Source organism: Thiocapsa rosea, from assembly GCF_003634315.1.
GTDB lineage: Bacteria > Pseudomonadota > Gammaproteobacteria > Chromatiales > Chromatiaceae > Thiocapsa > Thiocapsa rosea.
On sequence record NZ_RBXL01000001.1, the window covers coordinates 5,688,395 to 5,714,237 of the forward strand.

Genomic DNA, 25,843 nt, shown 5'->3' on the forward strand with positions numbered 1-25,843 from the left:
AGCCTCCGCGGCGTCGACACTGAAGCATGCTGGATGGCGTGAAAGATGAGGTGCCGCGGGTGACGGCGCCCGACGCATGCCGCCTCGTCTTCACTTCATTCATTGCCGGATCACCCGAATCCGGCTGATGCGCGGTCGTCAAATCCGCCACGGCTGATCCCATCCAAAAACATGGCATACCCGTGCCGGGCGCGGTTTAGACCGGCACAATCAAACATGAGCAACATCGACCACTTTGTCCTGATTGGTGCAGCCCTTTTGCTGGTGGCGATCCTCGCCAGTGCGCTGTCGTATCGAATCGGCATGCCCTTGCTCCTGGTCTTCCTGGCGGTCGGCATGCTGGCGGGTGAAGACGGACCCGGCGGCATCGTCTTCAACGATATCGACATCGCCTACGCGGTGGGGAGCGTGACACTGGCGGTGATTCTACTCAACGGCGGTCTCAACACCCGTTCGGACACCTTCCGCACAAGCCTGCGCCCAGCGTTCGTCCTGGCGACCCTGGGCGTGTTGATCACCTGCGTGGTCTTGGGCCTGTTTACCGCTTGGTTGTTGGATCTCGGGGTGGTTGAGGGCTTGCTGGTGGGCGCGGTGGTGGGCTCCACCGATGCCGCCGCGGTGTTTGCATTGCTGCGCGCACGAGGTTTGCAGCTCAAGGAACGGGTCGCGGCCACGCTCGAAATGGAATCCGGCAGCAACGACCCTATGGCGATCTTCCTGACGATTGCCTTCATCGAGCTGTTGGTTGCCGAGCATCGGGCTCCGAATCTGGACATCCTGCCGCTGTTCGTGCAACAGATGGGCATGGGGCTCGTCGCCGGCATCGGCGGAGGCTATTTGCTGGTTTGGCTGACCAACCGGCTGTCGCTCGAACGGGGGATGTACCCGCTCCTGGTGCTCGCGGGAGGGCTCGCAATCTATGGTTCGACCACGGTGCTGGGGGGCAGTGGCTTTCTGGCGATCTATCTGACCGGGGTCGTCCTCAGTCACCACTCGCCGCGTGAATCACACAACATCCTTCAAGTGCACAACGGTTTTGCCTGGCTGGCACAGATCGGCATGTTTCTGATGCTCGGTCTCCTGGCGACCCCGACCGGCCTGATCGCGGATGCGCCGGCCGCCTTCGCGATCGCCTTGGTCTTGATGTTCGTCGCCCGACCCATCGCGGTTGCCGTGTGCCTGATCCCCTTTCGGTTTCCTTGGCGCGAGCAACTCTTTATCGCCTGGGTCGGACTGCGCGGGGCCGTGCCGATCATCTTGGCCCTCTTCCCTCTGTTGGCGGGCATCGGGCAAGCCGAGCTGATCCTGGATTTAGCCTTTTTCGTCGTGCTCATCTCGCTCACCGTGCAGGGTTGGACGATTCCCCGCCTGGCGCGGCGGCTCAGGCTCGAGGTCCCGGCGAAACCGGGGCCGAACGAACGCCTGGAGCTGACGCCTCGACCGGCGGACGGCCACGCCATCCTGGGCTACCATCTGGGTACGAGCACACGCGCGCTCGGACGTCGCGCGAGCGATCTGCGCAATTCCGGCGACGCCTGGGCCGTGGCGGTGCTGCGCGACGGCCGCACACTCATGCCGGAGGCCGCGGGTCCCCTGGCCCCGGGTGACTGGCTCTATCTGGTTGCCAAAGACGCCGACACCGCAACACTCGGCGATCTGCTGGTGTCTCGGGAAGCACCCGAATTCCTCGACGAGCGGGTGTTTTTCGGTGATTTCATCCTCAAGGGCAATGCGCCTCTCGGTGCGGTCGCGGCGCAATATGGTCAGCCCGTCCAGGACGGGATGGCAGGCATGACCTTGGAGCAATTCATGTGTGCCAAGCTCGACGAAGTGCCGGTCGTCGGGGACCGGGTTCGTTTGGGGAAGCTCGAGCTCGTCATCCGCGACATTCGGGGTGACAAGATCACTCAGGTCGGTCTGCGCATTCCGACTCACCTGTAAACCGCGCCCAGAGCGAAATGCGTCATTTTCACGTTGTGTTCAGCGTCGGAGGCTTCCTCGATCTTGGCGAGACGCGGTTTGAAATTTAGTCTTTTTAATACTTCAAACCGCGCCGGCTCCAACGGTCGTGACGTCTGCGGGGGCCAACCCCATCCAAAACCATCGCATACCGCGCTGGGCGCGGTTTAAGGTGCCGCCCCGCACCATGAGCCGAACAGGAGTCCGATATGAAACGGTTCAGGAACATCCTCTTCGTCGCGGATCCCGAGAAAGGCTGCAGGTCCGCCTTCGAGCGCGCGGTCCTGCTGGCCGAGAACAATCAGGCCGAGTTCACTTTAGTCGATGTAATTCCCCGCGTAAGCGCCGGATTCCGCCTTCGCGGCGGCGGCACAACTGCAGAGGACTTGCAGGCTGCAGCGACCGAACAGCGCCTGCGCCGATTGGAGTCTTTGATCAAACCCTACGAGCCGCGACTCGACATCCGGGTCAAGGTCCTGACTGGAACGCCCTACCTCGAGATCATTCGCGAAGTCCTGCGCAGCACACATGACCTGGTGATGCGCCCTCCGGAGGATGCGGGTTGGTTCGGCCGCTTGTTGGGCAGCGACGACATGAACCTGCTGCGCCAATGCCCCTGTCCGGTTTGGGCCATCAAGTGCAAGGGATCAGGGTCCTTTCGACGGATCCTGGCGGCGGTGGATGTCGACGACAGCCTCCGGCCGGAGGAAACCCGGCATGCGATGAACCTACGGATTCTGGAGATCGCGGGGTCTCTGGCACTGTCGGAATTTGCCGATCTGCATGTCGTTCATATCTGGGACGCGATCGGCGAGATGCTCCTTCGCGGGACCGTCGTGAGTACCCCGGAAGCGGAGGTCACTGCCTATGTCGACCAGGTCCGCGAGCGCCATGCGGCGTATCTTGCGGCATTGCTGAAGGAGGTCACCGGCATCTTGGGAGAGGATGCGTTGGACTTTCTGAAACCGAAAACGCACCTCATGCGCGGAGAAGCCAGAAAAAAGATCCCGGCGCTCGCGCGCAAACTCGGTGCCGACCTTGTCGTGATGGGCACGGTCGGTCGTGGCGGGATCCCCGGCTTGTTGATGGGCAACACGGCCGAGGCCATCCTGCAGCAGGTGGATTGTTCCGTGCTTGCAATCAAGCCGCCGGGATTCGTCACAGCGGTTGAGCTGGACGGCTGAGCATGCGAAACATCCCCGAGTGCCCGGCACGATGGCGGCAATCGGCATCGATGCCACTCAAGTCACACCCTGAACACGAGCGACACCTCGCAGCGTTCGCCCGTCGCCCGGGCGTCGATTCGATCCGCCTCGACGCTCGAGAGATAGCCCGAGAGTCCGGCGGCAAAGCTCTGTTCCTCTACGACAGAGCTCCATCCCGACCGCCATCAGGATCACGCCGGAGACCACGGCCGGAAACACCTTGCGCAGCAGCCCGATCGTCCGCGAGAAGAACACCTGGAAGGCGCCGGCCACCAGGGTCATGCCGAACACCAACGGAAGTCCGCCGGCCGCCACCGCGGCCAGGCTCGCAGGCAGATAGGTCGCGGTTACGACCGGCGGCAGAAAGAAGCCGGAGCCGATGCCGGGAAGCCGGATCGCCTGCAAGGCGGTCATGATCGCGATAGCGACGAGACCGCGCGCCATCGCCTGTTGTGAATCGATCGCGGAGCCGCCCGCAGCATGAACGACGATCGCAACCAGCACCAGCGTGGGACAAATGATCGCGGCGTGCTGGACGGCGACCAAGAGCGCTTTCAGCCATGGCGGCCGCTCGTCGATCCCGTAGATCAAATCGGGCGGACGCTCGGCCGTTAGGAAGCCCGCACGCCCGAAGGACCATGCTCGACCCCTCGATCCGGCACGGAGCATATCGAATCGTCGCACCGACTCGGCACGCGTGCGATACCGAGCTGCGGATCGAAGCCGAGATCCGTGTCGCTCGGTCGTCCGCCGGTGGCCTGACCCTCGGCGACGGCTGGGTGTTGCGGGTCTCGATGCCGCCGCAAGACATCCGGACCCATCGCCCCGCGGCCTGGATCGGCGGCGGCAGGGGGACGAGGCCCGGTTCTCGAATAGGTATCGGCAGCGAGGCAAGTCATGGATTTCAAGTAAAGACGCTCGAGACCCATCTGGCAAGCGCGCCAGAGCCGGCTCGCCGTCCGGCTACCGCGGTGACCCGGCCGCCGTCAGCGACCGAGCACCGCTGCCGCCCCTAGCTCGCGCTCGATCTCGAGCAGCCGGTTGTACTTGGCGATACGCTCCGAGCGGCAAGCCGAGCCGGTTTTGATCTGGCCGCCACCCATGGCGACCGCGAAGTCGGCCATGAAGCTGTCCTCGGTCTCGCCGGAACGATGGGAGATGACATAGCCCCAGCCGGCCTTGCGGCAGAGGTCGATGGCGGCGATCGTCTCGGTGACCGTACCGATCTGGTTGAGCTTGATGAGCACGGCGTTGCAGGCCTGCTCTTCGACGGCGCGGGCGATGAACTTGGTGTTGGTCACGAGCAGATCGTCGCCGACGATCTGGACCTTGTCGCCGAGTGCGGCCGTGATGCCCTTGAAGCCGTTCCAGTCGTTCTCGTCGTGACTGTCCTCGATCGAGACGATGGGGTACTCGGTCACCCAATCCTTGAAGAGCGCGGTCATCTCCGCGGCGGTTTTCTCTCCCTGCCCGCTGCGGCTGAGCCGGTACTTGCCGTCTTCATAGAAGGAGCTGGCGGCGGGGTCCAAGGCGATCGCGATGTCCTCGCCGGGCTCGTAACCCGCGGCAAGGATGGCCTTGACGATCAGGTCGCAGGCCTCTTCGTTGCTCTTCAGCTTGGGTGCAAATCCGCCCTCGTCCCCGACGCTGGTGGCATAGCCCTTGGAGGCCAGCAGTCGATGCAAGGCGTGAAAGGTCTCGGTGCCGTAGCGCAGCGCCTCGGCGAAGGTCGGCGCGCCGATCGGAAAGACCATGAACTCCTGGAAATCCATGCCGGAGTCGGCGTGTTTGCCGCCGTTGAGCACGTTCATCATGGGGACGGGAAGACGCACCGCGCCTGCACCGCCCAGGTAGGCGTAAAGCGGGAGATTGCAGGCCGCGGCGGCGACGCGGGCAACCGCCTGGGAGACACCGAGGATGGCGTTGGCGCCGAGCTTGGCCTTGTTCTCGGTCCCGTCGAGCGCGAGCATCGCATGGTCGATCTTCGCCTGCTCGCGCGGATCGGCGCCGATCAGGGCCGGGGCAATCAGATCGTTGACGTTGGCCACGGCCTTGCGAACGCCCTTTCCGCCGTAGCGATCCGGGTCGCCGTCGCGCAACTCGACGGCCTCGTTCTCGCCGGTCGAGGCCCCGGACGGGACCGAGGAGGTGCCGAGGATGCCGTTGTCGAGCCGGACATTCACGCGCACGGTCGGGTTTCCGCGCGAGTCGAGGATTTCCAGTGCGTCGATGGATTGAATGCGTGGGGTCATGTGGTTTCCTGTCGCTTTGTCGGCGCGATGTCGGTGGGTTGGAAAAGCGGCGAGTTTAGGCCGCGGACTTGACCTCGGAGTGACGAGAGGACCTGGGCCTAGCCCACCTCTGCGGGCGCTTGATTCGGCGCGGTGCCGAGTTCCTCCGGCCAACAGCCCGCGGGCGGCCCGAGCTCGGCGCCCTCCCCTTCGAACCGCACCAGGTAAAGCTCCCGTTCGGGGTCCTCTTCGAGATGTCCGATGTTGAGGATAACGCCGCGGGTTCCGGCCGCCGCGATCAAGGCATCCTCGGGGAGATCCGGGATACCGCCGTCGTTGTAGATGTCCGCGGCGGCGTAGACCAGATCGCCCGGGCCCAACTGAGCACGCTCCAGTTCACTGAGATCCATCAAAGACTCCTGTTGTTGAGATGTGTTGTGGGATTCACGACCCGACGCAAGCGGGCTGTCGTTCGAGAGCCGACATCCACGACCAAAGGAAGGCTTTCGACCTCATAAAAATCAATGAGATGAACGAATCCTCCGGCGTGGCACACGGTTTGCTGACTGAGTCGCCAACATTGACGCAAAACTCAAGCCACGGTTTGACGGTCCGTCCCGACTCACTCGCTCATCGCAACGCTAACCGGAGACACGCCATGTGGGATTACTCGGAAAAGGTCCAGGAGCACTTCTTCAATCCCCGCAACGCGGGAGCGGTCACGGATGCCAATGCGACGGGTGACGTGGGATCCCTGTCCTGCGGCGATGCATTACGCCTGACCCTCAAGGTCGACCCGGCGAGCGAGGTGATCCTCGATGCCGGCTTTCAGACCTTCGGCTGCGGCTCGGCCATCGCCTCCAGCTCGGCGCTGACCGAGATCATCAAAGGCATGACGCTCAACGAGGCACTCGAGGTCACCAATCAGGACATCGCCGACTATCTCGACGGACTGCCGGCCGAGAAGATGCATTGCTCGGTCATGGGTCGCGAGGCGCTGCAAGCGGCGATCGCCAACTATCGCGGCGAGGAATGGAAGGACGACCACGAGGAAGGCGCACTGGTGTGCAAGTGCTTCGCGGTGGATTCGGTCCTGATCGAGAACACCATCCGCTCCAACGGTCTCTCCACGGTCGAAGAGGTCGCCAACTACACCAAGGCCGGCGGCGGCTGCTCGGCCTGTCACGAAGGGGTCGAGGCCATCCTGAGCCGCGTCCTCGCCGAGCAGGGCAAGGCGTTCGACCCCTATGCCAGAGCGCCCGAAGCGGCACCGTCGACCGGCGGGCGCAAGCTCGGCAACCTGGAACGCATCCGCCGCATCGAGCGCTCCATCGAGGCGATCCGCCCGAACCTGCAGCGCGACCACGGCGACGTGGAGCTGATCGACGTCGACGGCAAGAACGTCTACGTGAACATGACCGGCGCCTGCGTGGGTTGCCAGATGGCCTCGACGACGCTCGACGGGATCCAACAGCGCATCGTCGAGGACCTCGGCGAGTTCGTGCGGGTGCTGCCGGCGAAAGCGATGCGCAAGAGCGCGTAGGAGCCGCCAGCCGCCAGCCGCCAGCCGCCAGCCGCCAGCCGCCAGCAAAAGGATAGCCAATAGCCGAAGGACAGTGGAGCGCGAAAGCACGACCTATCGCCCGAGGCTGAAAGCTGGAGGCTGAAAGCTGGAGGCTGACGGCTGAAGGCTGACGGCTGAAGGCTGAAGGCTGGAGGCTGGAAGCTGGAAGCTCGAACCCCAAATCTCACGAGGCCATCACCCCATGACCACTCCACCCGACACCCAAGGCATCTATCTCGACAACAACGCCACCACCATGGTCGCGCCCGAGGTGGTCGAGGCCATGCTGCCCTTCTTCACAGAGCAGTTCGGCAACGCCTCCTCCATCCATGCCTACGGCAACCGCGTCGGCCACGCACTCAAGCAGGCGCGCCAGCAGGTCCAGGCGTTGCTCGGGGCCGCGCAGGACTCGGAGATCGTCTTCACCTCCTGCGGGACCGAGTCGGACTCTACCGCCATCCTCTCGGCCATCAAGGCCCAGCCGGAGCGCAAGGAGATCATCACCACGGTGGTCGAGCATCCGGCGATCCTCTCGCTCTGTCAGCACTTGGAAACCGAGGGCTACAAGGTCCATTACCTCACGGTCGACGGCAAAGGCCGCCTCGATATCCAGCAATACATGGACCTGCTTTCAGACCGCGTCGCGATCGTCTCGGTCATGTGGGCCAACAATGAATCCGGCACGCTCTTCCCGGTCCAGGAGATGGCCGAGCTGGCGAAATCGGCCGGGGTGCTCTTCCATACGGATGCGGTCCAGGCCGTCGGCAAGCTCCCCATCGATCTCAAAGACACCGCGATCGACATGCTCTCGGTGTCCGGACACAAGCTGCACGCACCTAAGGGGATCGGTGTGCTCTATCTGCGGCGCAACACGCGCTTTCGCCCCTTGCTGCGCGGCGGGCACCAAGAGCGCGGCCGGCGTGCCGGCACCGAGAACAGTGCCTCCATCGTCGGGCTCGGCAAGGCGTGCGAGATGGCGATGGAGCACATCGACGACGAGAAGACCAAGGTGCGGGCCATGCGCGATCGGCTCGAACAGGGCATCCTCGCCGCAGTGCCCAACTGCTTCGTGACGGGCGATCCGAACAACCGACTGCCCAACACCAGCAACATCGCCTTCGAATACATCGAGGGCGAGGCCATCCTGCTGCTGCTCAACAAGCTCGGGATCGCCGCCTCGAGCGGCTCCGCCTGCACCTCCGGCTCGCTCGAACCCTCCCACGTGATGCGCGCCATGGGCATCCCCTTCACCGCGGCCCACGGCACCACGCGCTTCTCGCTCTCGCGCTACAACCGCATGGAGGAGATCGACCGCGTGATCGAGGCCGTACCGCCGATCGTCGCCAAGCTGCGCAAGCTCTCGCCCTATTGGTCCGAGACCGGCCCGGTATCCGATCCGGCCGCTGCCTTCGCACCGGCCTACGCCTGAGCAGGACTCGCTCATAAAACCGGCAGAACTTCAGTAGCTCGTGACATCCGCTCTGCGGTGTCACGCATGCCCCGTGGCGCTCTGCGCCACGTGCCGGATTCCGACGCGGAGGCCCGATCCTCGGCATCGCCTAAACCGCGCCCGGTGCGGTATGCGATATTTTTGGATGGGATCGGCCCCGGCGGATTTGACGACCGCTGGAGACGGCGCGGTTTAAGAGATCAAACATTCTAAAATTTTAAACCGCGTCCCCGCTAACGGCCATGGATGCACCAAACGACTTGCGAGCGATCACGCAGCGAGCTGATCTTGATCCGATAATCATCACCGGCCCGCAGGTTGTGCGGAACGACCCTCGTGTAGGAGCCGGTATTGCGGACGATGCCCGAAAAGCCGACGGGCCCGACAAGAGCGCCGCCGTCGTAGAGATCGACCTTCACCCAAGGCCCGCTGAAACCCTGCCAGGAGGCCGTCACAGGCTCGCCGGTCCTCAGGACGACACCCGGTCCGCTCGGGAAGTGGACCGTCGGGATCGAGCAGCGCACATCCAGAACGGCCATCCCCTGCGCCGACGCCACACCCGGGGACTGCGCGACGACATAGACGGGGCGCCAACCACAGGTCCGCGGCTGGTACGGGACCTCCAAGGCGACGATGTCATGGGCGCGGATGTGCGGGATCAGCTCGTGATCGATCGCCTTGCCGCCCACCAAGGGGTCATCGTCGTAGAAATACACCGAAATCGAATCGAGCGGGCGTTCCCCGTTGCGCAGGGTGACCGCGATCTTGACCTCCCGGTGCTGATCGACCAGGCTCGGCATGAGGTCGACCGTCTCCACGATCAGATCGGCCTCGTTTGCGGTCGTGACCGCTTCGACGTCGTCCTGGCTCGTTTGCGGGGCGATGAAGATAGGCTGCCGATAGAAGCCGAGATTGTTGCTGTGGTCCTCGATCGCCACATCGGCGAGATCGGTCAGATCCGCCGCCGGGATGACCGTCAAGCCATGGTCGGGCATCTCGGGCATCAACGCCGAGCCCTCTTCACCCCAGACGACGACCCAGAACATCAGATACCGATCGCCGTAGTCGGTAGTATTGAACGTTGTTTCGGCGAGGATCCAGTTCGATGCCTCGGCGTCTGCGTTGGCCGAGTTGTACACCCGCACCTGCAGCCGCAACGGGTCGCCGACCGTCGCTTACACGACTTGGGGTCCGGGCTGGTCGGCAGCGGCATCGGCCGGGGTCACGAGCAGACCCTTGATCCAGTAGAAGCCACTGCCGGTCACGTCCTCCGGATCGGGGGCACGAAACGCGAGGCAATCCATGCTCGAGCTCCCCGGCTGAACGCGCAGACAGTTCGACGGCGGGGGCGAATTCGGTGCGCTCGTCTCGGTGCTGCGGATCCAGCGCGCGGGATGATTCAGGGCAAGATCCGGCAAGGTGTAGGTGTTCCTCCACCAGGGACCGGCCGCCGTATCCGTCGGGTCCGCGATGAAGGCCGCACGGAGGATTCCCCTAGACTGCTGGGTCGGTTTCGGCTCGAGGTCGATATCGATCGTCTGCAAGGTGCCGGCTGGATCCTCTTGTCCCGAGATCAGGGAGTCGATCCCATACTGGTAGCTCGGGGGGTCCAAAAAGGTCTGCGCCGTTGGGATGCCGACCCCGGTCGACTCGTCCATGGTCGCCTCGGTCGAGTTGAGTGTCGCGATCGGTCTGCAGGACCAGGTTGGTCACCCCGGGACCGACGATACTCGACGGCGCGGTGATCACCAGATCGTCGACCGGGAGCAGGATTCGGTGACCCTGAAGGATGTCGGAGACGTTGCTGAAGTCGGGGTCGGCGGCAATGGCCGGTGTCCTGATACCCGTCCCGCCGGTCAGGACGAGGAGCGTCAAAAGGGTCGCCGCGACCCGGTACTGCACGAGCCTTCGCATGTCGAAATCCCCCTTTCGGGTCCGGGAATCGAACGCGTTGCGCGAGTCAAGCTCCATGCACGGGTGCACGTACTCCGGGGCGGCCCCGGCGGCGGAATCTACCCGGGCAGGGCCGCTCGCACGATAAGATAGCAAACCCGACGGATTTCGTCAGAAACCGTCCGACGACGCTGCACAGCCCGGACATACTCCGGCCACGGGTTTCGGCACGGATGCGGACAACGAAGCTGCGCGACCGTGTCGGCTCTGGCACCATGCGCACTCGACGACTCACACAGGATCCGCAAGACAATGACACACGAGGTTGTACTGCTCGTCGGCCATGGTGCACGTGACCCGGGGAACGAGGGCAACGCCGAGGTAGAGGCATTCACCGAGGCTTGGCGGGCACGTCATCCCGAGGTCGAGATTCAGGTTTGCTGGATCGAGCATGCTCATGTCCTGCTCGACGCAGGCTTGGATCGCGCCGCCACCGCAGCCGGCTCGGGCACTGGCTCGGGCACTGGGTCAGGCACTGGGTCAGGCGACGGGCGAGTGCTGGTCCTGCCCTTGATCCTCAACGCCGCGGGACACGTCAAGGGCGATATCCCGCAGGCGATCGCCGCGGCACGCCGGCGCCATCCGCGGGTGGAATTCCGCTACGGGCATGCGCTCGGGACCTCGGATCAGTTGCTGAAGGCCCTGCGCCACCGTCTGCACCAGGCGATGACCGAGCTCGACATGCCGGACCCGCGCACCACGGGCGTGGTCTTGCTGGCGCGCGGGGCCTCGGATATCGAGTCCACCGGCGAGGTGGCCAAGATGGCCCATTGGCTCTACGAGACGACCGAGCACGACCGCATCGAGATCGCCTTTACCGGCATCAGCTTTCCGCGGCTCGAGCAGGCGGTGCAGCGGCTCGACCTGCGCGGCGCCACCCAGATCATCGTCCTGCCCTACTATCTCTTCACCGGGCGACTCATCCAGCGCATCAGCCGCCAGGTCGGGCGATTGCGCCAACAGTACCCGACGCGCGTGTTCGCCCAAGCCGGCTATATCGGCCCGCACGAGCAACTGATGGACCTGCTGGATCTGCGCCTGACGCAATGCCGCGACGGCACTGCACTCCTCCCCTGCGACGGTTGCGCTTACGCGCTGGCGGCACACCATGACCATGAGCACTGACCCGAGCACGCCGGCGCCCGGCGCCGCCGAGACCGGCGGCGCCCTCTTGACCGCGGCAGGTGCACGGATCGAGGAAGGATCCTTCGCCATCATCGATGCGGAGGCCGGGAGCCACGACTATGATTCGGCGCAATGGACACTCGTCAGACGCCTCATCCACGCGAGCGGCGATTTCGACTTCAACGGGCTGACGCGTTTCCATCCCGACGCGATCACCGCCGGCTGCGCGGCCTTGAAACGCGGCGCACCCATCGTCTGCGATGTCGAGATGATCCGCGCCGGGGTCTCGAAGGCGCGCATGGCGCCGCTCGGCGTGCGGATGAATCAGTTCATCGATGACCCCGAGGTGATCGCGCGCGCCCGTGCCGAGGATACAACGCGCGCCACGCAGGCCATGCGTCGGGCCGCACGCGAGGGTTTGTTGGACGGTGCCGTCGTCGGCATCGGCAACGCCCCGACCGCCCTCTTGGAGGTCATTCGGCTGATCGAGTCCGAGGGCGTCCGCCCGGCGCTCGTCATCGGGATGCCGGTCGGATTCGTTGCCGCGGCCGAGTCGAAGGATCTCCTGATGCGGGTCGAGACGGTGCCTTGGATTGCCGTGCAGGGCCGCAAGGGCGGGTCGACGCTGGTGGTTGCGGCGTTGAATGCACTCATGATCCTGAGCTAAACCGCGTCTTCGGCAACAGGCTTGGCTTGAAGGCGTGATCGAGCTCTCTGCAGTGAATGATCTCGGCGGGACGCGGTTTAGGAAAATGAAAACTTTAAGATTACCCGCCCGTCGCGCTTTGTTCATCACTCTGGCCACCCGACCCATCAGGGCGCGCGTGACACCGCTCCGGCGGTGTCACGCGTCTTTTGGCGCTCCGCGCCACGTCACCTCTCGGCCCGTTGGTGGACGAGGCCATCGAGAACAGATGATGAGAGGCAGCTGATGTCCGGGGTCGTGCTTGATTCGGGTGGCGGTGGTCGACGCAAGCGGGGCAATCGCACCGGCTGGTCGACCGGGGCCTGTGCAGCGGCGGCAGCGGCGGCGGCGGCGCGCGGTCTCGAGGCCGGCGCGGTGCCGGAGACGATCGAGATCCTGTTGCCAGAAGGCCGGCGCCCGAGCTTCGAGATCGTCGAAGGGCGCTTGATCCGGTCGGGCGAAGAGGTCGGGTCGGGCGCACTGGCGGCTGTGATCAAGGACGCCGGGGACGACCCCGACGCGACGCACGGCGCGCGCATCGTCGCGACGGTCATGCGCCTTCCGGACGCTCCGGGCGAGGTGCGTCTGCTCGGCGGCGAGGGGGTCGGTCGCGTCACACGCGCCGGGCTCGGGCTCACCGTCGGCGAGGCGGCCATCAATCCGGGACCGCGCGGCTATATCACGGACAACGTGCGCACGGCGGCGCCGACACGCCTGAGCCGCGAAGGACTCGAGGTCACCATCTCGGTCCCCGACGGGGAGCGGATCGCCAAGCGTACGCTCAATGCACGGCTCGGGATCCTGGGCGGCATCTCCATCCTGGGCACCACCGGCGTCGTCTACCCCTACTCGACCGCCTCCTTCAAGGCGACGATCAGACAGGGGATTCAGGTCGCACTGGCGCAGGGTCAGGACACGGTGGTCTTGACGACCGGGCGACGCACGGAGCGTCATTGCATGACCCGCTACCCCGCGCTTGCCGAGGTCTGCTTCGTGCAGATGGGCGACTTCGTCGGGGCGGCACTCGACGCCGCGCGCGAGGCCGGGCTGAAGCGCGTCGTCATCGGGGCCATGGTCGGCAAGCTGACCAAGATCGCCCAAGGGCTCAAGATCACCCATGCCCGCAAGGCCGAGGTCGACATGCACCTGCTCGCGCGGTTGGTTGCCGACGCCGGGGGCGATCCCGCACTCTGCGCCCGCGTGCTCGAAGGCGACACCGCCCGCTGGGCCGCGGAGCTGGTCGCCGACGCGGGGCTCACGGACGCCTTCCATGATGCCCTGACGCGTGCGGTGGCCGCAGTGGTCGCGAAAGGACTCGCCGAGGGAACCCTCGTCGAGGTTCTGGCCTGGGGACCGGAGGGCGAGCTGCTGGCGGAACAGACCGTTCCCAAACGTTGTGCCTCGCTCTCGTTCGGTACACCCAACCGCGGTGTTTTTTGAAGATCGGTCGAATGCTTGCTCTATTACTCAATCGGTGTCATCCACGTGTCTGACTGCTCGGTCATCGGGGTCTTGGACGACGGTCCGGCCGGGCTCACCGCCGAGGCCGTCGCGCGCATCGGCGCAGCGAAACGCGTCATCGGCGCACGGCGCATGCTCGACGGCTGCGCGGACCTGATGGCACCGGACGCGGAGCCTTTGGAGCTGACCGGGCGCATCGCCGACGTCCCCGGCTGGATCGAGGCGTCGATCGCCGTCGGCGATCCCGTCGTCGTGCTCGCCACCGGGGATCCGCTCTGTTTCGGGATCGGCGGTCTGCTCGCGCGCCGGCTCGACCCGGCCAAGCTCCACATCCTGCCGAATCGCTCGACCCTGCAGCTCGCCTGCGCACGCTTCCGCATCCCCTGGGAGGACGCACGCTGGCTCTCGGTGCACCATCGCGACAGCGGCGACTGGACACCCGGCGCAACGCCGGATCATGGCCTCTACCCGCTGGCGCAGGCGTTGCGCCGAGAGACCCTGCTCGCCGTCTTGACCAACCCGGCCAATGGCCCCGCACGCATCGCCCGGCTGCTGCTCGCCGAAGGGCTCGGCGAGGACTTCGATCTGCATGTCGCCGAGCGTCTGCTGATGCCCGAGGAGCGCTTGATCGGCGGGGAGCCGGCGAGCGCGATCGCCGTCATGGACTTCGCCGACCCCAACCTGGTCCTGCTCCGACGCCGCCGAGCGACGAGCGCCCTGCCCCGCTTCGGACTGCCGGACGACGCCTACAGCCAGCGTCGCCCGGAGCGCGGGCTCATCACCAAGCGCGAGGTCCGTGCGGTGGCGCTGGCCCTGCTGGAGCTACGCCCGACGGACCAAGTCTGGGATCTCGGCGCCGGATCCGGCAGCGTCGGTCTCGAAGCCGCCCGACTCTGCGACCGCGGCCATGTCTACGCGATCGAGAAGAACGCGGACGACCTCGCGCTGATCGAGGCCAACCGGCGCGCGCTCGGCGTCGCCAACTACAGCGTGCGCGCCGGCATGGCGCCCGATGACTGCGCCGATTGGCCCGATCCGGATGCCGTCTTCATCGGCGGGAGCAGCGGTCGACTCGCCCAGATGCTGGAGACGGTCCTCCGACGTCTGCGCCCCGACGGCCGTCTGGTCCTCGCCCTGGTCGCGGTGGAGAATTTGACCCTGGCCCTCGCCACACTCGACCGGCTGGGCGCGCACTGGGACCTCAACCAGATCCAGGCCGCGCGCAGCCGCCCAATCCTGAGCCTGCATCGCCTGCAGGCCGAAAATCCCGTCTGGCTGGTGCAGACGCGCGCGCCGAGCCTACCGCCGGCCGACCAGACCCCTTCGGAGACAGACCCATGCCCGGAACCTTGATCGCCGCCTCTCTGGGTCCGGGGGATCCCGGCCTCATCACCCGAGCGGCCTGGTCCGCGTTGGAGCGCGCGCGCTGTTGGGCTTGGCCCGTCACCGGCGACGGAGCCAGCTATGCCTTGTCCATCGTCGCGCGCGGCGGCCTGGAACCGCCGCCCGGCGGGCTCGCGCTGCACTTTCCCATGACGCGCGATCCCGAGACCTTGGCCCTGAATTGGTCCGCCGCGGCGGAACAGGTCCTCGCACGGCTGCACGACGGCGAGGACGTGGTCTTCTTGGTCGAAGGTGACGCCTCGACCTTCTCGACCTTCGGCCATCTCGCCCGCGGCGTGCAGGCGCTCGATCCGGCGATCGCAGTCCGCGTCATCCCGGGCGTGCCCTCCTACCATGCCGCGGCCGCCGCCGCGGGCGCGGTCCTGGTCGACGGCGAGGAGCCGCTCGCGGTCTTCTCGGCACCCGAAGCGATGAAGCAGCTCGACGCCCTGCTGGCGCGCTTCGATGCCCTGGTCCTGCTCAAGGTCCGTCCCGTGCTGGACCCATTGATCGAGACCCTGACCGAACGCAACCTGCTCGACCGGGCGGTCTTCGTCGAGCGTGTCGGCACGCCCGAGGAGCGGATCCTGCACGACATCGCATCCCTTCGCGGCACGCGCGTGCACTATCTCTCGCTGATCTTGATCCGCCAGGATCGGCGACGCGGGCTGGGTGTCGGCCCGAGCTGATGGCAAGCGCCGGGGCTGGTTGGACAAGCGAAGCGCAGTCCACCAGCCCCGGCGCCGTGCTCGGTGGACTTCGCTCTCGCTCGTCCACCCTAGGGTCCACGCCCCAACGCCCTGACCCCAACCCGACGCATTCAACCCCGAACCATGTCAGGGAATCCGCCGCGTGAAATCGCCTATGCTTGTCCTCGACTTCGCAGCGGACAGCCCGACATGACGCCTGTCTCCACCCAAGCCGACCCTCGCCCCGTCGGCGTCCTCCAAGACGGCGACTGCCCCGAGCCGACGGCAGAGGCGACCTGGATCCACGTCATCCGCAAGATGGACGAGACCTACGCGGATCTGGTCCGGCATCAAAGCGAGCTCGAAGAGAAGAACAGCGCACTGGAGGATGCCCAGCACTTCATCGCGAGCGTGCTGGCCTCCATGACGGATGTCCTGATCGTCTGCGATGTCCAGGGTCGCATCCAGCAGGTCAACCGCGCGCTGGAAACCTTGACGGGCTGGAGCGAGGCGGATCTGCGCGGACGGCCCTTCCTGGCGCTGCTCGCCGAGCACTGCCTGCCCATGGCCAGCACCTTCGCGCAACAGATCCGCGCCGAAGCCATCCACGACTGCGAGCTCGCGATCAAGGGCGTGGACGAGGAAATCCCGCTCGCGGTGAACTGCACCTCGCGCTACGACCACCGCGGGCGGCTGGTCGGCATGGTCCTGATCGGCCGTCCGGTCGGCGAGCTGCGTCGCGCCTATCGCGATCTCGCCCAGGCGCACGACGACCTCAAGCGCGCCCAAGGCCGTCTGGTGAACGCCGAGAAGATGGCCTCGCTCGGCCGGCTCGTCGCCGGCGTCGCGCATGAGCTGAACAACCCCATCAGCTTCGTCTACGGCAACGTGCATGCCCTCTCGCGCTATCGCGAGCGGCTACTGCGCTATTGCGCGGCGGTCGACGACGCCTCCGGACCCTCGGCCGAGCTGCAGGCGCTCAAGGCGGAGCTGCGCATCGAGCGGCTGCTTGCGGATCTCGACCCGCTGATCAAGGGCACGCTCGAAGGCGCCGAGCGCGTCCGCGACCTGGTGCAGGATCTGCGCTGCTTCTCCTCCGGACAGCAGGGCGAGTCCACCCGGTTCGATCTGGTCCACCTGATCCGCACGGCGGTGCATTGGGTGACCAAGGGCGAACGCCGGGAGATCGAGACGACCCTCGCCCTTCCGGACACGCTGACCGTGCAGGGGCATCCGGGACAGATCCATCAGGTGCTCATGAACCTGGTTCAGAACGCACTCGACGCGATGCGCGACAACGCCCAGCCACCACGACTCTCGATCAGCGCCGGACAGGACGCGACGACCGCCTGGCTGAGCGTCCGGGACAACGGTCCCGGCATCGGCGCGCAGGACCTCGGTCGCATCTTCGACCCATTCTTCACGACCAAACCCGTTGGCCAAGGCACCGGCCTGGGACTCTCCATCAGCTATGGCATCGTCGCCGATCACCAAGGCACCCTGACCGCCGAGAATCACCCGGATGGCGGCGCCGAATTCCGCCTGGAGCTGCCGTTGAGCCTTGAACCTAAACCGCGTCCGGAGCGACATGCATAATTTTCATTTTACGTGTGGCCTTGGAGATCTCCTCGATCTCGGGGAGACGCGGTTTAGATCCGGAAAAGTTCCCAATGAAGGGTTCAGCAACCCGTGAAACTCGACCGGCGAATACCTTTGCTGCGGTTATCGCTCTCGTTGTCGTTGTCGTTGTCGTTGTCGATTACGATCACGACAACGACAACGACAACGACAACGATTGGATTCGGTATTCAACGTATTTCTGACATTTTCCCAACCAAGATGCCCCCTAGAATCACTGAACCGCGTCCCCGCCAAGGCATCCCGAGTCCGCGACGCAACGCAATCCACTACGGCTTCATGCGCGACACCGGACGCGGTTCACCATGAACCTGCTGTGGCTCCAATCCGGCGGCTGCGGCGGATGCACACTTTCCCTGCTCGGCGCCGAGGCGCCGCATGTCTTCGAGACACTCGGCGGCGCCGGGATCCGGATCCTCTGGCATCCCTCGCTGAGCGAGGCGAGCGGCGGCGAGGTGCTCGACCTGCTCGCCCGCGTCGAAACGGGCGACCTGCCGCTGGACCTGCTCTGCATCGAAGGCGCGCTTCTGCGCGGGCCGAACGGCACGGGCGCCTTCCATCGCTTCGCCGGCACCCGGACCCCGATGATCGACTGGGTGCGTCGTCTGGCGGCTCGCGCACACTACTGCCTCGCGATCGGCACCTGTGCCGCCTTCGGGGGTGTGACCGCCGGCGGCGCGAATCCCACGGACGCCTGCGGACTCCAGTTCGAGGGGACCTACCGCGGCGGTCTGCTCGGCACCGACTTTCGCTCCGGGGCCGGCTTGCCGGTGATCAATGTCGCCGGATGTCCGACCCATCCGAACTGGGTGACCGAGACACTCATGGCGATTGCCTTGGAAGGACTGACACCCCAAGACCTGGATGCCTACGCCCGTCCCCGGATGTACGCCGACCAACTGGTCCACCACGGCTGTCCGCGCAACGAGTTCTACGAGTACAAAGCAAGCGCCCGCGCGCCGTCGGATCTGGGTTGTCTCATGGAGCATCTGGGCTGTCTCGGCACCCAAGCCCATGCCGACTGCAACACCCGGCTCTGGAACGGCTCCGGCTCCTGCACCCGCGGCGGCTATGCCTGTATCAACTGCACCTCGCCCGAGTTCGAGGAGCCGGGCCATGCCTTCCAGGAAACACCCAGCCTCGCCGGCATCCCCATCGGCCTGCCGACCGACATGCCCAAGGCATGGTTCGTCGCGCTCTCTTCACTGGCCAAGGCCGCGACACCGGAGCGACTGCGCAAGAACGCGGTGTCGGATCATGTTGCGGTGCCGCCGACGATTCGGCCGACGAAGGTGCGGTGATTTGAGGAGCCTCCGCCCGCCCGCCGCCTGCCGCCTGCCGCCTGCGGTCGGTTGGGCAAAGCGCAGCGTGCCCAACCCGCGCCGGCATCGCAGGGAGCTATCAGCTATCAGCCGCCAGCCGCCAGCCGCCAGCCGCCAGCCGCCAGCCGCCAGCCGCCAGCCGCCGACTTTACCGACACAAGAACCCTCCGCAACTTGGATCCACCTCGGCAGGCATCCGCGAGAGAAACCAGCATGATGTTCGAAACAGACGCTTTCGCTATGCGGCCTTGCCGCTCCCAAAGCCATCTCAGGCCAACCGGCCAGCGGCCGGACGCTGGAGGCCGGAAGCTGGAGGCTGGAGGCCGGAAGCTGGAGGCTGGAGGCCGGCGGCCCGCGGCTGGACCCCGGCGGCACGCCCCCGAATGACCAAACTCACCTTGGGTCCCTTCAACCGCGTCGAGGGCGACCTGGAGATTCAGCTCGACGTGGCCGACGGGCGCGTGCGCGAGGCCCGCGTCAACTCGCCCCTCTATCGCGGATTCGAGCAGATCCTCCAGGGCAAGGACCCGCGCGATACCCTGGTGATCGCGCCGCGGATTTGCGGGATCTGCTCGGTCTCTCAGTCCATGGCGGCCGCCTATGCGTTGGCTGACGCGGCCGGGGTGGCCATGCCCCCGAACGGCGCGCTGGCCACCAACCTGGTCCTCGCCTGCGAGAACCTGGCCGATCATCTGACCCACTTCTATCTGTTCTTCATGCCGGACTTCGCTCGTCCCGTCTATGCCGACCGATCCTGGTATGTAGACACCGAGACACGCTTTCGGGCACTCAGCGGCACGGCCGCGGGCGCGGTCCTGCCGGCACGCGCGCACTTCATGCACCTCATGGGCCTGCTCGCCGGCAAGTGGCCACACAGCCTGAGTTTGCAACCGGGTGGGACCGCCAAGCCGGTGCAGGCGCAGGAGCGCATCCGACTGCTCGCCATCCTCGGTGCCTTCAGGCGTTTCCTCGAGCGCGAGACCTTCGGCGATCCCTTGGAGACCCTGGTCGCGCTGGACAGCGCCAGCGCACTCGACGGCTGGGCAGCACGCGACCCGGGCCGAGGTGATCTGCGCCGCTTTCTGCAGATCGCGGATGACCTGGGCTTGGCTCACCTGGGGCGCGCGACCGACCGCTTCATGAGCTACGGGGCTTACCCGAGCGAGGCCACCCGCCTTTTCCGATCGGGTCTCTGGGCCGACAAGGGCCCGCAACCGTTGGACCTCTCGTCGATCACCGAAGATTTGAGCCACAGTTGGATGACCGGAGGAGCCCCTCTGCATCCCGCCGACGGCGTCACCATCCCGGATGCCGAGAAGGCAGACGCCTATAGCTGGTGCAAGGCCCCTCGACTCGCAGGCGAGGTGATCGAGGTCGGCGCACTGGCCCGTCAGCTCATCGACGGACATCCGCTGATCCGCGATCTGGTGGCCCAGTCCGGCGGAAATGTGCGCAACCGGGTGATCGCGCGGCTGCTCGAGCTGGCGCGTGTCTTGATCGCAATGGAGGACTGGGTCAAGGCAATCACGCCGGGCGAGCCCTTCTGCGAGCAGGCCGCGATCCCGGACGAGGCAAGCGGCACGGGGCTCGTCGAAGCGGCCCGCGGAAGCCTGGGCCACTGGCTCGCGATCCGTCGAGGCCGCATCCTCAACTATCAGATTATCGCCCCGACGACCTGGAACTTCTCGCCGCGCGATGCCGCGGGCATTCCGGGCGCGTTGGAGCAGGCGCTTGTCGGGGCCGAGGTCCGACCGGGAGAGACCACACCGGTTGCCGTGCAGCACATCGTGCGCTCCTTCGACCCCTGCATGGTCTGCACGGTCCACTGAACCGCGTCCGGCACTGAACCGCGTTCGGCGGTTCGTATATCGGCCCGCGTTGCGCGAAGCCTCGCACCCACCCGGTCACGTCGGAGAGACGCGGTTCAGGATGTTTTTTAGTCGAAAGCTGCTCGTCGACCGCCGGCCCTCGCCGCAAAGCGGCGACACCCCGGGATCGACGACTTGCAGTCGTCTTCTTCCCCTGTCCCGACGGCCAGCCACGTCGGTCGTAATCTACGGGGTCAGAGCCACCAAGGACGTAGGATGGGTAGAGCGCAGCGAAACCCATCCTCCCCGCGCCGACGCCCGAGCAAGACGCTCCCTTCAATCCGGCCAAACCCTCCGCCGAATCTGATAACCCTCCACCGACGAGCCGGCGTCAGCCCCGGAAGCCGGACGTTTCCGCGCAACGGTCCGCGCGGCGGCGCCCGCACCGCTCGGCTTCGCACGCACCGCCGGGGCCGATGCCGTCGCACCCGCCGACGCTTGCTCGCCGGCCGGCTCGGCATCGCCCGGCTGATCCGCTCCGGTTTTGGCCTTGCGGATGGAGGCAACCAGTCGGCGTTCCGTGCGCGTGCTGTTGGACGTGCTACCGGGAGGCGTTTTCTTGGGAGGCGTTGTCATGGTCGAAGATCTCCGCGATCAGGTCGTTGATCTCGGCCGCCGCGGCGGCGCCGCGACGACCCGCTTGGAAGACGCTGCGCCCCTCGAGCACACAGAGACGATGGATGGAGCGGCGCTGCAACGAGGTCCGGGCGACGGGAAGATCCAGCTCCGCGACGGCGTCGGGCATCAGGCGCGAGAGCGTCGTGCGCGGTTCCATCTGGCTCATCACGATCAAGACGCGCAGACGCCGATTCTCGGGGCGAATCCCCTCGATGATGCGGGCGAGATGGCTCGTCGCCCAGAGGTCCATCGGCGAGGGCTGGAGCGGGATCAGCGCATGGTCGGCCAGGCGCAGAGCGTGCTCGGTCTGCGGTGCCTTGATGGACGGGGGACAATCGATGACGACATGGTCGTGGACATCGCGAAGGGCCTGGACCGTCTTCTCGAGCCCGAAGGCCGCGGCCACCACGGCGGGCAGCGCGGCGTTCTCGTCCCCGATCAGGCGCCATTGATAGGCGGACTGCTGCGGATCGGCATCGACGATGACGACCGATCCCCGCCGCGCCAAACCCGCCGCGAGATTCAAGGACAAGGTCGTCTTGCCGGTACCTCCCTTGTTGCCGACGACGGCGACGATACTCATCGGTCGGCCTCGTCTCGGAGGTATTGCGGTTTAAAGTGGACAAGCGGCACGGTCTCGACCTCGGCCATCGGCGGGCAGTGGAGCTGGAGCAAGGCTAGGCGGTGTGATCGAGCGGCGTCAAGCGCTTAAACCGCGCCAGCTCCGACAGTCGTCGAAGCTGGCGCGGCCAAGCCATTCGAACAAATTACGCATATCGCACCGGGCGCGGTTTAGACTGGTTTACACTTGGATCCTGTCCCGTTCTGCCGATGACCCACCCATGTCGACGCCACTCTACGAGAAGGACTTCTATCAATGGCTGGAGCACACTACCGACCTCGTGCGCGAGGGTCGCTTCCAGGAGATCGATCGCGACATCCTGATCGACGAACTCGAAAGCATGGGTCAGCGAGATAAGCGCGAGCTCGCGAACCGACTCATCATCCTCATGGCCAACCTGCTGAAATGGCAGCATCAACCCGAGGCACGAAGCTCAGGATGGGTCGGATCGATCGCCGAGCAACGCCTCCAGATCGCCGGGCAGCTCGAAGACAGCCCCTCGTTGCGGGGCATGCTCGCGGACGCCGCCGAGAGGGCCTATCCGAAGGCCATCGCGCTGGCCGCTCGGGAAACCGGCCTACCGCCCGATCGCTTCCCTGCCGATTGCCCGTTCACGCTTTTGCAGATGCTCGACGAGACCTTCTTCCCTGAGCCCTGAGCCCTGATCGCTTGTCGATATCAAAGGACCACCGCGTCGGCTCGCCCCGACCGAGACGACGCCGGGCGCTGCTCGTCGCGGCGTTCCTCCTCGGGCTGAGCGCAGCACTTACACTGTCGGTCCATCCTCTGCTGAACAGCCGTTGGTTTCAGGAGCGTCTTTCCGAGCACAGCGGCCTGAGCATCGCTTGGGACTCTGCGCGCCTTCGCCCGAGCGGACAGCTTCGGCTGCAGGCATTGCGCATCGAGCGCGACGACCCGGATTGGCCCCTCGCCCTCGCCCTGCATCAGGCGTCCGTACAACTGGACCTGCCCGCGCTCCTGCACCGAGAGCTGCGCATCCCGAGGCTCGACGCGGAGGGCATTCGCTCGCTGCGCTTCGGGGATTACCGGCTGGAGGGCGACGGCGACCTCGCAATCGAAGGTGCCGCGTTGCGCGGCGATCACATCCAGGTCGACAGCCTGCGTTTCGACCTGGACAAGGCCAGCGTGCTGCGCGAAGACGCTGTTTTGTCGCGCGATCTGGCGATTGCCGCGCACCTGCAACTTGCACCTCTCACCCTCGCCGAAAACCCGGGCACGCAGATCCTGCGGTTCATTTCGGGCGATCTGACCCTCTCGGCAAACGCGGATGCCTGGGACCTCTTCAACGATGATCTGCAAGAGATCCCATGGTTGAGCCTGTCCGGATACGGCGACCTCACGGCTGCGCTGTCGATCGACCGGGGCCACCTCGAGCCCGGCAGTCGACTTCGTCTCGACTCGCCCTCGCTCGGCGTGACGCTGAATCCCGGCGCGGGTGCCGATGGCGCACCGCGGCCGATCGGCGACACCAGCCTCTACCGACTCTCCGGCGCCGGGCGCGTCGAGCTTCAGGTGGTTTCCAACGGAGAGGGCCGAACCGAAACGGTCCTCGGCATCGACCTCACCGACGTGGAAATGCGCGACCAAGGCGAGGACACGCGATTCCTCGACAGCCGAGCGTTTCGCCTGGAGTCGCGCATCGCCGGGGCCAACCTCCTCCAACCCCCGGACCGACCCGAACAGACCACGCTCAGGTGGACATCGGCCGTCGTCCCGGACATTGCCGTCTTCTCGCGCTATCTCCCGCCCGGCAGCCCGGTGGCCGTGCGCGGCGGCCTGGCCGGACTCGATGCCGTCCTCACCTGGGAGGACGACCGGCTGCACGGCGCGCTCGATCTGCATGGCGACGACGTCCGACTCACCCTGCTGGAGACCGACGTCGAGGGCAAGCTCAACCTCGATCTGCGCATCAACGGCCTGAACCCGACCGATCAGACACTTGACCTTTCGGGCACCCTGCTGCACCTGGAGGCCGTCGCCGACGCGCAACCTCAGCAGTCCGCCCCCTTGATCACCCGATTTAGCCTCGACGATGCCAGGTTCAGGCTCACCCGTCCCATCGCGGAGTTGCGGGCCATGAACCAACGCCCCGACCCGCTCCCCATCGACGGACACCTCCTACTCTCCGGCGAGATCAGCCACCTCGGCTTCTTCGACGCCTTCCTGGGTCACACCCTGGGTGGCCGCGGCATCCGACTCGACGGCCGCGGCACCCTGCTCACCGAGTTGAACATCGTCGACAGCAAGCCCGCTAGCGGCAGCCGTCTGACGGTCGATGCCGGTACGCTCAGCGCGCGCCTCCTGGACCTCGAGATCGGCGGCACCGGCGCACTCGATGCCCGCTGGCAAGACGGCGACGCGGGCGAGACACTGACGCTGGAGGCCCGCTTCACCGAGGCCAGTCTCCGGCACCGGGACGATTCCCGGCCGCTACTCGATTCGGCCGGCATCGCACTGGACATCGAAACACCCGCGCCGTCCGGCCAAGCCTTGGACGACTTCTCGACCGACGCCGCGCGCGTGACCTTGCGCTGGGACGGTGCCCGACTGCCGGATGTCGGCGTGCTCAACCGTTACCTTCCGGAACAGGCACCCTTTCGATTTCGCAACGGCAGCGCCCTGAGCGAGGGCCTGGTCCGACTCGACGCACAGCAGGCCAGCGGCAGGCTGCAGCTCAAGGGCGAGGGCATCGGCGGCGAGCTCTTCGAGACCGCGGTCGAGGGCGGATTGCGTCTCGACCTCGCGCTGCGGAACCTGCGCCTGGACGGCAGCGCGCTCGACCTCTCCGGCACGAGCGTCGAGCTGCACGCCGCCGGGGATGCCCGCAACGAGCGACTGCGCACCATTCTGAACCTCAAGGAAGCCCGCTTCACCGACTGGCTGGATGCAGCGAACAAGCCCAACCGTGCCATGCAAGGCCGAATCGCGCTCGACGGGCGCGTCACCCAACTCGGCTTTCTGGACAACTTTCTGCCGCGCGAGCACGGCGTGCGGGTCCGCGGCGAAGGGCGGATCGATGCCGACCTTATCCTTGGCCACGAGACACTCGCGCCCGGCAGCCGGGTGCGGATCGACGCCACACCGCTCCACGTCGACTTCCTGGATTATCGCGCACAGGGCGACGGCCGGCTGAGCCTCGAGACCGACGGGCGCGCGCGCGATCCGGGCGCCGCGCTGGAGCTGACTCTCCCGCGCTTCTCGCTCGGACGCCAAGATGGCTCGGAGAGCTATATCGAGGGACGGAACCTCGGCCTGCAGACCCGTACACCCAGCCTGAAGCGGGCGACCGGCGCCAACCCGGCCCTCAACATGACCACGCGAATCAGCCTGCCCGAAGCGAAGCTGGCAGATCTATCGGTCTACAACCGTTACCTCCCGAAAGACGCCGGCCTCGCACTGCTCTCCGGCAGCGCGGATCTGAGCATGCTCTTCAATCTCGACGGTCAGAAAGCCGACGGCGAGATCGACCTGACGAGCCACGACACGCGCATCCGCATGGACACGCAAGAACTCGGCGGCAACCTCGTGCTGGAGGCCCGGCTCCGCGAAGGCGACATCGCGTCCATGACCTTCGATGCCTCCGGCTCGCGCATCCGGCTCGACGGGATGACACTGACCGAGTCCGACGGCAGCGAAACCGCCGATTGGTGGGCAGAGCTACGGCTCGACGAGGCCCGCTTGGTCTGGACCGAGCCGCTCGGACTCGAATCCCGGCTGGCACTGGGCATGCGCGACACCGGCTTGCTGGCCAGACTCTTCGTCGCCCAAGCGCGCGAGCGCGATTGGCTCGGACGCCTGCTCACCGTCCCCGACGTCGCGGGCACGGCCAGAATCCGGCTGCGCGATGAGAGCATCCATCTCTGGAACGCGCGCCTCAGCGCCGGCCCGCTCGTCCTCTTCGCCGACCTGAAGATGCAGGACTCCCTTCTCAACGGCGAGCTCTCCGCGGTGATTCAGCCGTTCAGCGTCTCGATCAGCCTCACCGACAGCAAGCCAAAACTGCACCTCATCAACTCGCCGGGGCTCTCCGGAGATTGACAAAGAGTGAC

General features: G+C 66.0%; 22 protein-coding genes. 15 read left to right on the forward strand and 7 right to left on the reverse strand.

Annotated features, from left to right (window positions below; all coding sequences use genetic code 11):
• The first annotated feature begins 216 nt into the window (after window positions 1-216).
• Window positions 217-1,941 (forward strand): potassium/proton antiporter, encoded by a 1,725-nt coding sequence (locus BDD21_RS25235; protein WP_120799509.1) that lies wholly within the window; start codon window positions 217-219, stop codon window positions 1,939-1,941.
• A gap of 227 nt (window positions 1,942-2,168) precedes the next feature.
• Window positions 2,169-3,143, forward strand: coding sequence for a universal stress protein (locus BDD21_RS25240; protein WP_120799510.1), 975 nt, complete (start codon window positions 2,169-2,171; stop codon window positions 3,141-3,143).
• Between the two features lie 57 nt (window positions 3,144-3,200).
• Here the strand turns inward: BDD21_RS25240 and BDD21_RS25245 are convergent, their stop codons facing one another.
• The 3 genes from BDD21_RS25245 to BDD21_RS25255 form a co-directional block, all read right to left on the reverse strand.
• Window positions 3,201-3,833, reverse strand: a complete 633-nt coding sequence (locus BDD21_RS25245) for a solute carrier family 23 protein (RefSeq protein WP_120799511.1) — start codon at window positions 3,831-3,833, stop codon at window positions 3,201-3,203.
• A gap of 317 nt (window positions 3,834-4,150) precedes the next feature.
• Window positions 4,151-5,416, reverse strand: coding sequence for a phosphopyruvate hydratase (gene eno / locus BDD21_RS25250; protein WP_120799512.1), 1,266 nt, complete (start codon window positions 5,414-5,416; stop codon window positions 4,151-4,153).
• Between the two features lie 98 nt (window positions 5,417-5,514).
• On the reverse strand, window positions 5,515-5,805 hold the full coding sequence (locus BDD21_RS25255; RefSeq protein WP_120799513.1) for a nitrogen fixation protein NifZ: 291 nt from the start codon (window positions 5,803-5,805) through the stop codon (window positions 5,515-5,517).
• A 248-nt stretch (window positions 5,806-6,053) separates the two neighbouring features.
• Here BDD21_RS25255 and nifU point away from each other — a divergent pair, with 248 nt between their 5' ends.
• The gene (nifU, locus tag BDD21_RS25260; RefSeq protein WP_120799514.1) at window positions 6,054-6,938 is read left to right on the forward strand and encodes a Fe-S cluster assembly protein NifU; all 885 of its coding nucleotides are present in this window, start codon (window positions 6,054-6,056) and stop codon (window positions 6,936-6,938) included.
• Window positions 6,939-7,161: 223 nt separating this feature from the next.
• Entirely contained in the window at window positions 7,162-8,388 is a 1,227-nt protein-coding gene (nifS, locus tag BDD21_RS25265; protein ID WP_120799515.1) for a cysteine desulfurase NifS, read from the forward strand.
• A 254-nt stretch (window positions 8,389-8,642) separates the two neighbouring features.
• Here nifS and BDD21_RS25270 read toward each other — a convergent pair whose 3' ends face one another.
• Both BDD21_RS25270 and BDD21_RS25275 read right to left on the reverse strand, forming a co-directional pair.
• Window positions 8,643-9,566, reverse strand: a complete 924-nt coding sequence (locus BDD21_RS25270) for a hypothetical protein (RefSeq protein ID WP_120799516.1) — start codon at window positions 9,564-9,566, stop codon at window positions 8,643-8,645.
• Between the two features lie 18 nt (window positions 9,567-9,584).
• The gene (locus BDD21_RS25275) at window positions 9,585-10,067 is read right to left on the reverse strand and encodes a hypothetical protein (protein ID WP_120799517.1); all 483 of its coding nucleotides are present in this window, start codon (window positions 10,065-10,067) and stop codon (window positions 9,585-9,587) included.
• Here BDD21_RS25275 and BDD21_RS25280 point away from each other — a divergent pair.
• From BDD21_RS25280 to BDD21_RS25325, 9 genes are all read left to right on the forward strand, one after another.
• Window positions 10,066-10,455: a hypothetical protein gene (locus tag BDD21_RS25280; protein WP_120799518.1), complete on the forward strand. Its 390-nt coding sequence runs from the start codon at window positions 10,066-10,068 to the stop codon at window positions 10,453-10,455. The two genes, BDD21_RS25275 and BDD21_RS25280, sit on opposite strands and share 2 nt — an antisense overlap.
• A 159-nt stretch (window positions 10,456-10,614) precedes the next feature.
• Entirely contained in the window at window positions 10,615-11,487 is an 873-nt protein-coding gene (locus BDD21_RS25285; protein ID WP_120799519.1) for a sirohydrochlorin chelatase, read from the forward strand.
• A complete protein-coding gene (locus BDD21_RS25290; protein WP_245969825.1) occupies window positions 11,471-12,154 on the forward strand; it encodes a precorrin-8X methylmutase in 684 nt (227 codons plus the stop codon). The genes BDD21_RS25285 and BDD21_RS25290 overlap by 17 nt, the downstream gene beginning before the upstream one ends.
• A gap of 264 nt (window positions 12,155-12,418) precedes the next feature.
• The gene (locus tag BDD21_RS25295) at window positions 12,419-13,612 is read left to right on the forward strand and encodes a cobalt-precorrin-5B (C(1))-methyltransferase (protein WP_120799520.1); all 1,194 of its coding nucleotides are present in this window, start codon (window positions 12,419-12,421) and stop codon (window positions 13,610-13,612) included.
• 45 nt (window positions 13,613-13,657) lie between these two features.
• The gene (gene cbiE, locus BDD21_RS25300) at window positions 13,658-14,986 is read left to right on the forward strand and encodes a precorrin-6y C5,15-methyltransferase (decarboxylating) subunit CbiE (protein ID WP_120800123.1); all 1,329 of its coding nucleotides are present in this window, start codon (window positions 13,658-13,660) and stop codon (window positions 14,984-14,986) included.
• The gene (cobI, locus tag BDD21_RS25305; protein WP_120799521.1) at window positions 14,971-15,705 is read left to right on the forward strand and encodes a precorrin-2 C(20)-methyltransferase; all 735 of its coding nucleotides are present in this window, start codon (window positions 14,971-14,973) and stop codon (window positions 15,703-15,705) included. The genes cbiE and cobI overlap by 16 nt, the downstream gene beginning before the upstream one ends.
• A gap of 210 nt (window positions 15,706-15,915) precedes the next feature.
• Window positions 15,916-17,301, forward strand: coding sequence for a sensor histidine kinase (locus tag BDD21_RS25310; protein ID WP_120799522.1), 1,386 nt, complete (start codon window positions 15,916-15,918; stop codon window positions 17,299-17,301).
• A 347-nt stretch (window positions 17,302-17,648) separates the two neighbouring features.
• Complete coding sequence (locus tag BDD21_RS25315) at window positions 17,649-18,644, forward strand: NADH-quinone oxidoreductase subunit B family protein (protein ID WP_120799523.1); 996 nt, start codon at window positions 17,649-17,651, stop codon at window positions 18,642-18,644.
• 404 nt (window positions 18,645-19,048) lie between these two features.
• The gene (locus tag BDD21_RS25325; protein WP_120799524.1) at window positions 19,049-20,494 is read left to right on the forward strand and encodes a nickel-dependent hydrogenase large subunit; all 1,446 of its coding nucleotides are present in this window, start codon (window positions 19,049-19,051) and stop codon (window positions 20,492-20,494) included.
• A gap of 315 nt (window positions 20,495-20,809) precedes the next feature.
• On the opposite strand, the gene BDD21_RS27625 is transcribed toward BDD21_RS25325, so the two are convergent.
• The gene (locus tag BDD21_RS27625; protein ID WP_147431225.1) at window positions 20,810-21,109 is read right to left on the reverse strand and encodes a hypothetical protein; all 300 of its coding nucleotides are present in this window, start codon (window positions 21,107-21,109) and stop codon (window positions 20,810-20,812) included.
• A complete protein-coding gene (gene parA, locus BDD21_RS25330) occupies window positions 21,075-21,734 on the reverse strand; it encodes a ParA family partition ATPase (RefSeq protein WP_120799525.1) in 660 nt (219 codons plus the stop codon). Before parA ends, BDD21_RS27625 begins: the two co-directional genes overlap by 35 nt.
• A 259-nt stretch (window positions 21,735-21,993) precedes the next feature.
• Here parA and BDD21_RS25335 point away from each other — a divergent pair, with 259 nt between their 5' ends.
• Both BDD21_RS25335 and BDD21_RS25340 read left to right on the forward strand, forming a co-directional pair.
• Complete coding sequence (locus BDD21_RS25335) at window positions 21,994-22,431, forward strand: DUF29 domain-containing protein (protein WP_120799526.1); 438 nt, start codon at window positions 21,994-21,996, stop codon at window positions 22,429-22,431.
• Between the two features lie 11 nt (window positions 22,432-22,442).
• A complete protein-coding gene (locus tag BDD21_RS25340; RefSeq protein WP_120799527.1) occupies window positions 22,443-25,832 on the forward strand; it encodes a hypothetical protein in 3,390 nt (1,129 codons plus the stop codon).
• Window positions 25,833-25,843: the final 11 nt, after the last annotated feature.

Bases quoted from the DNA above. Each gene is read 5' to 3' on its own strand.
- BDD21_RS25235 (WP_120799509.1), top strand. From the start codon at position 217: ATGAGCAACATCGACCACTTTGTCCTGATTGGTGCAGCCCTTTTGCTG.
- BDD21_RS25240 (WP_120799510.1), top strand. From the start codon at position 2,169: ATGAAACGGTTCAGGAACATCCTCTTCGTCGCGGATCCCGAGAAAGGC.
- BDD21_RS25245 (WP_120799511.1), bottom strand. From the start codon at position 3,833: ATGCTCCGTGCCGGATCGAGGGGTCGAGCATGGTCCTTCGGGCGTGCG.
- eno (WP_120799512.1), bottom strand. From the start codon at position 5,416: ATGACCCCACGCATTCAATCCATCGACGCACTGGAAATCCTCGACTCG.
- BDD21_RS25255 (WP_120799513.1), bottom strand. From the start codon at position 5,805: ATGGATCTCAGTGAACTGGAGCGTGCTCAGTTGGGCCCGGGCGATCTG.
- nifU (WP_120799514.1), top strand. From the start codon at position 6,054: ATGTGGGATTACTCGGAAAAGGTCCAGGAGCACTTCTTCAATCCCCGC.
- nifS (WP_120799515.1), top strand. From the start codon at position 7,162: ATGACCACTCCACCCGACACCCAAGGCATCTATCTCGACAACAACGCC.
- BDD21_RS25280 (WP_120799518.1), top strand. From the start codon at position 10,066: ATGGTCGCCTCGGTCGAGTTGAGTGTCGCGATCGGTCTGCAGGACCAG.
- BDD21_RS25275 (WP_120799517.1), bottom strand. From the start codon at position 10,067: ATGGACGAGTCGACCGGGGTCGGCATCCCAACGGCGCAGACCTTTTTG.
- BDD21_RS25285 (WP_120799519.1), top strand. From the start codon at position 10,615: ATGACACACGAGGTTGTACTGCTCGTCGGCCATGGTGCACGTGACCCG.
- BDD21_RS25290 (WP_245969825.1), top strand. From the start codon at position 11,471: ATGACCATGAGCACTGACCCGAGCACGCCGGCGCCCGGCGCCGCCGAG.
- BDD21_RS25295 (WP_120799520.1), top strand. From the start codon at position 12,419: ATGTCCGGGGTCGTGCTTGATTCGGGTGGCGGTGGTCGACGCAAGCGG.
- cobI (WP_120799521.1), top strand. From the start codon at position 14,971: ATGCCCGGAACCTTGATCGCCGCCTCTCTGGGTCCGGGGGATCCCGGC.
- BDD21_RS25310 (WP_120799522.1), top strand. From the start codon at position 15,916: ATGACGCCTGTCTCCACCCAAGCCGACCCTCGCCCCGTCGGCGTCCTC.
- BDD21_RS25315 (WP_120799523.1), top strand. From the start codon at position 17,649: ATGAACCTGCTGTGGCTCCAATCCGGCGGCTGCGGCGGATGCACACTT.
- BDD21_RS25325 (WP_120799524.1), top strand. From the start codon at position 19,049: ATGACCAAACTCACCTTGGGTCCCTTCAACCGCGTCGAGGGCGACCTG.
- BDD21_RS27625 (WP_147431225.1), bottom strand. From the start codon at position 21,109: ATGACAACGCCTCCCAAGAAAACGCCTCCCGGTAGCACGTCCAACAGC.
- parA (WP_120799525.1), bottom strand. From the start codon at position 21,734: ATGAGTATCGTCGCCGTCGTCGGCAACAAGGGAGGTACCGGCAAGACG.
- BDD21_RS25335 (WP_120799526.1), top strand. From the start codon at position 21,994: ATGTCGACGCCACTCTACGAGAAGGACTTCTATCAATGGCTGGAGCAC.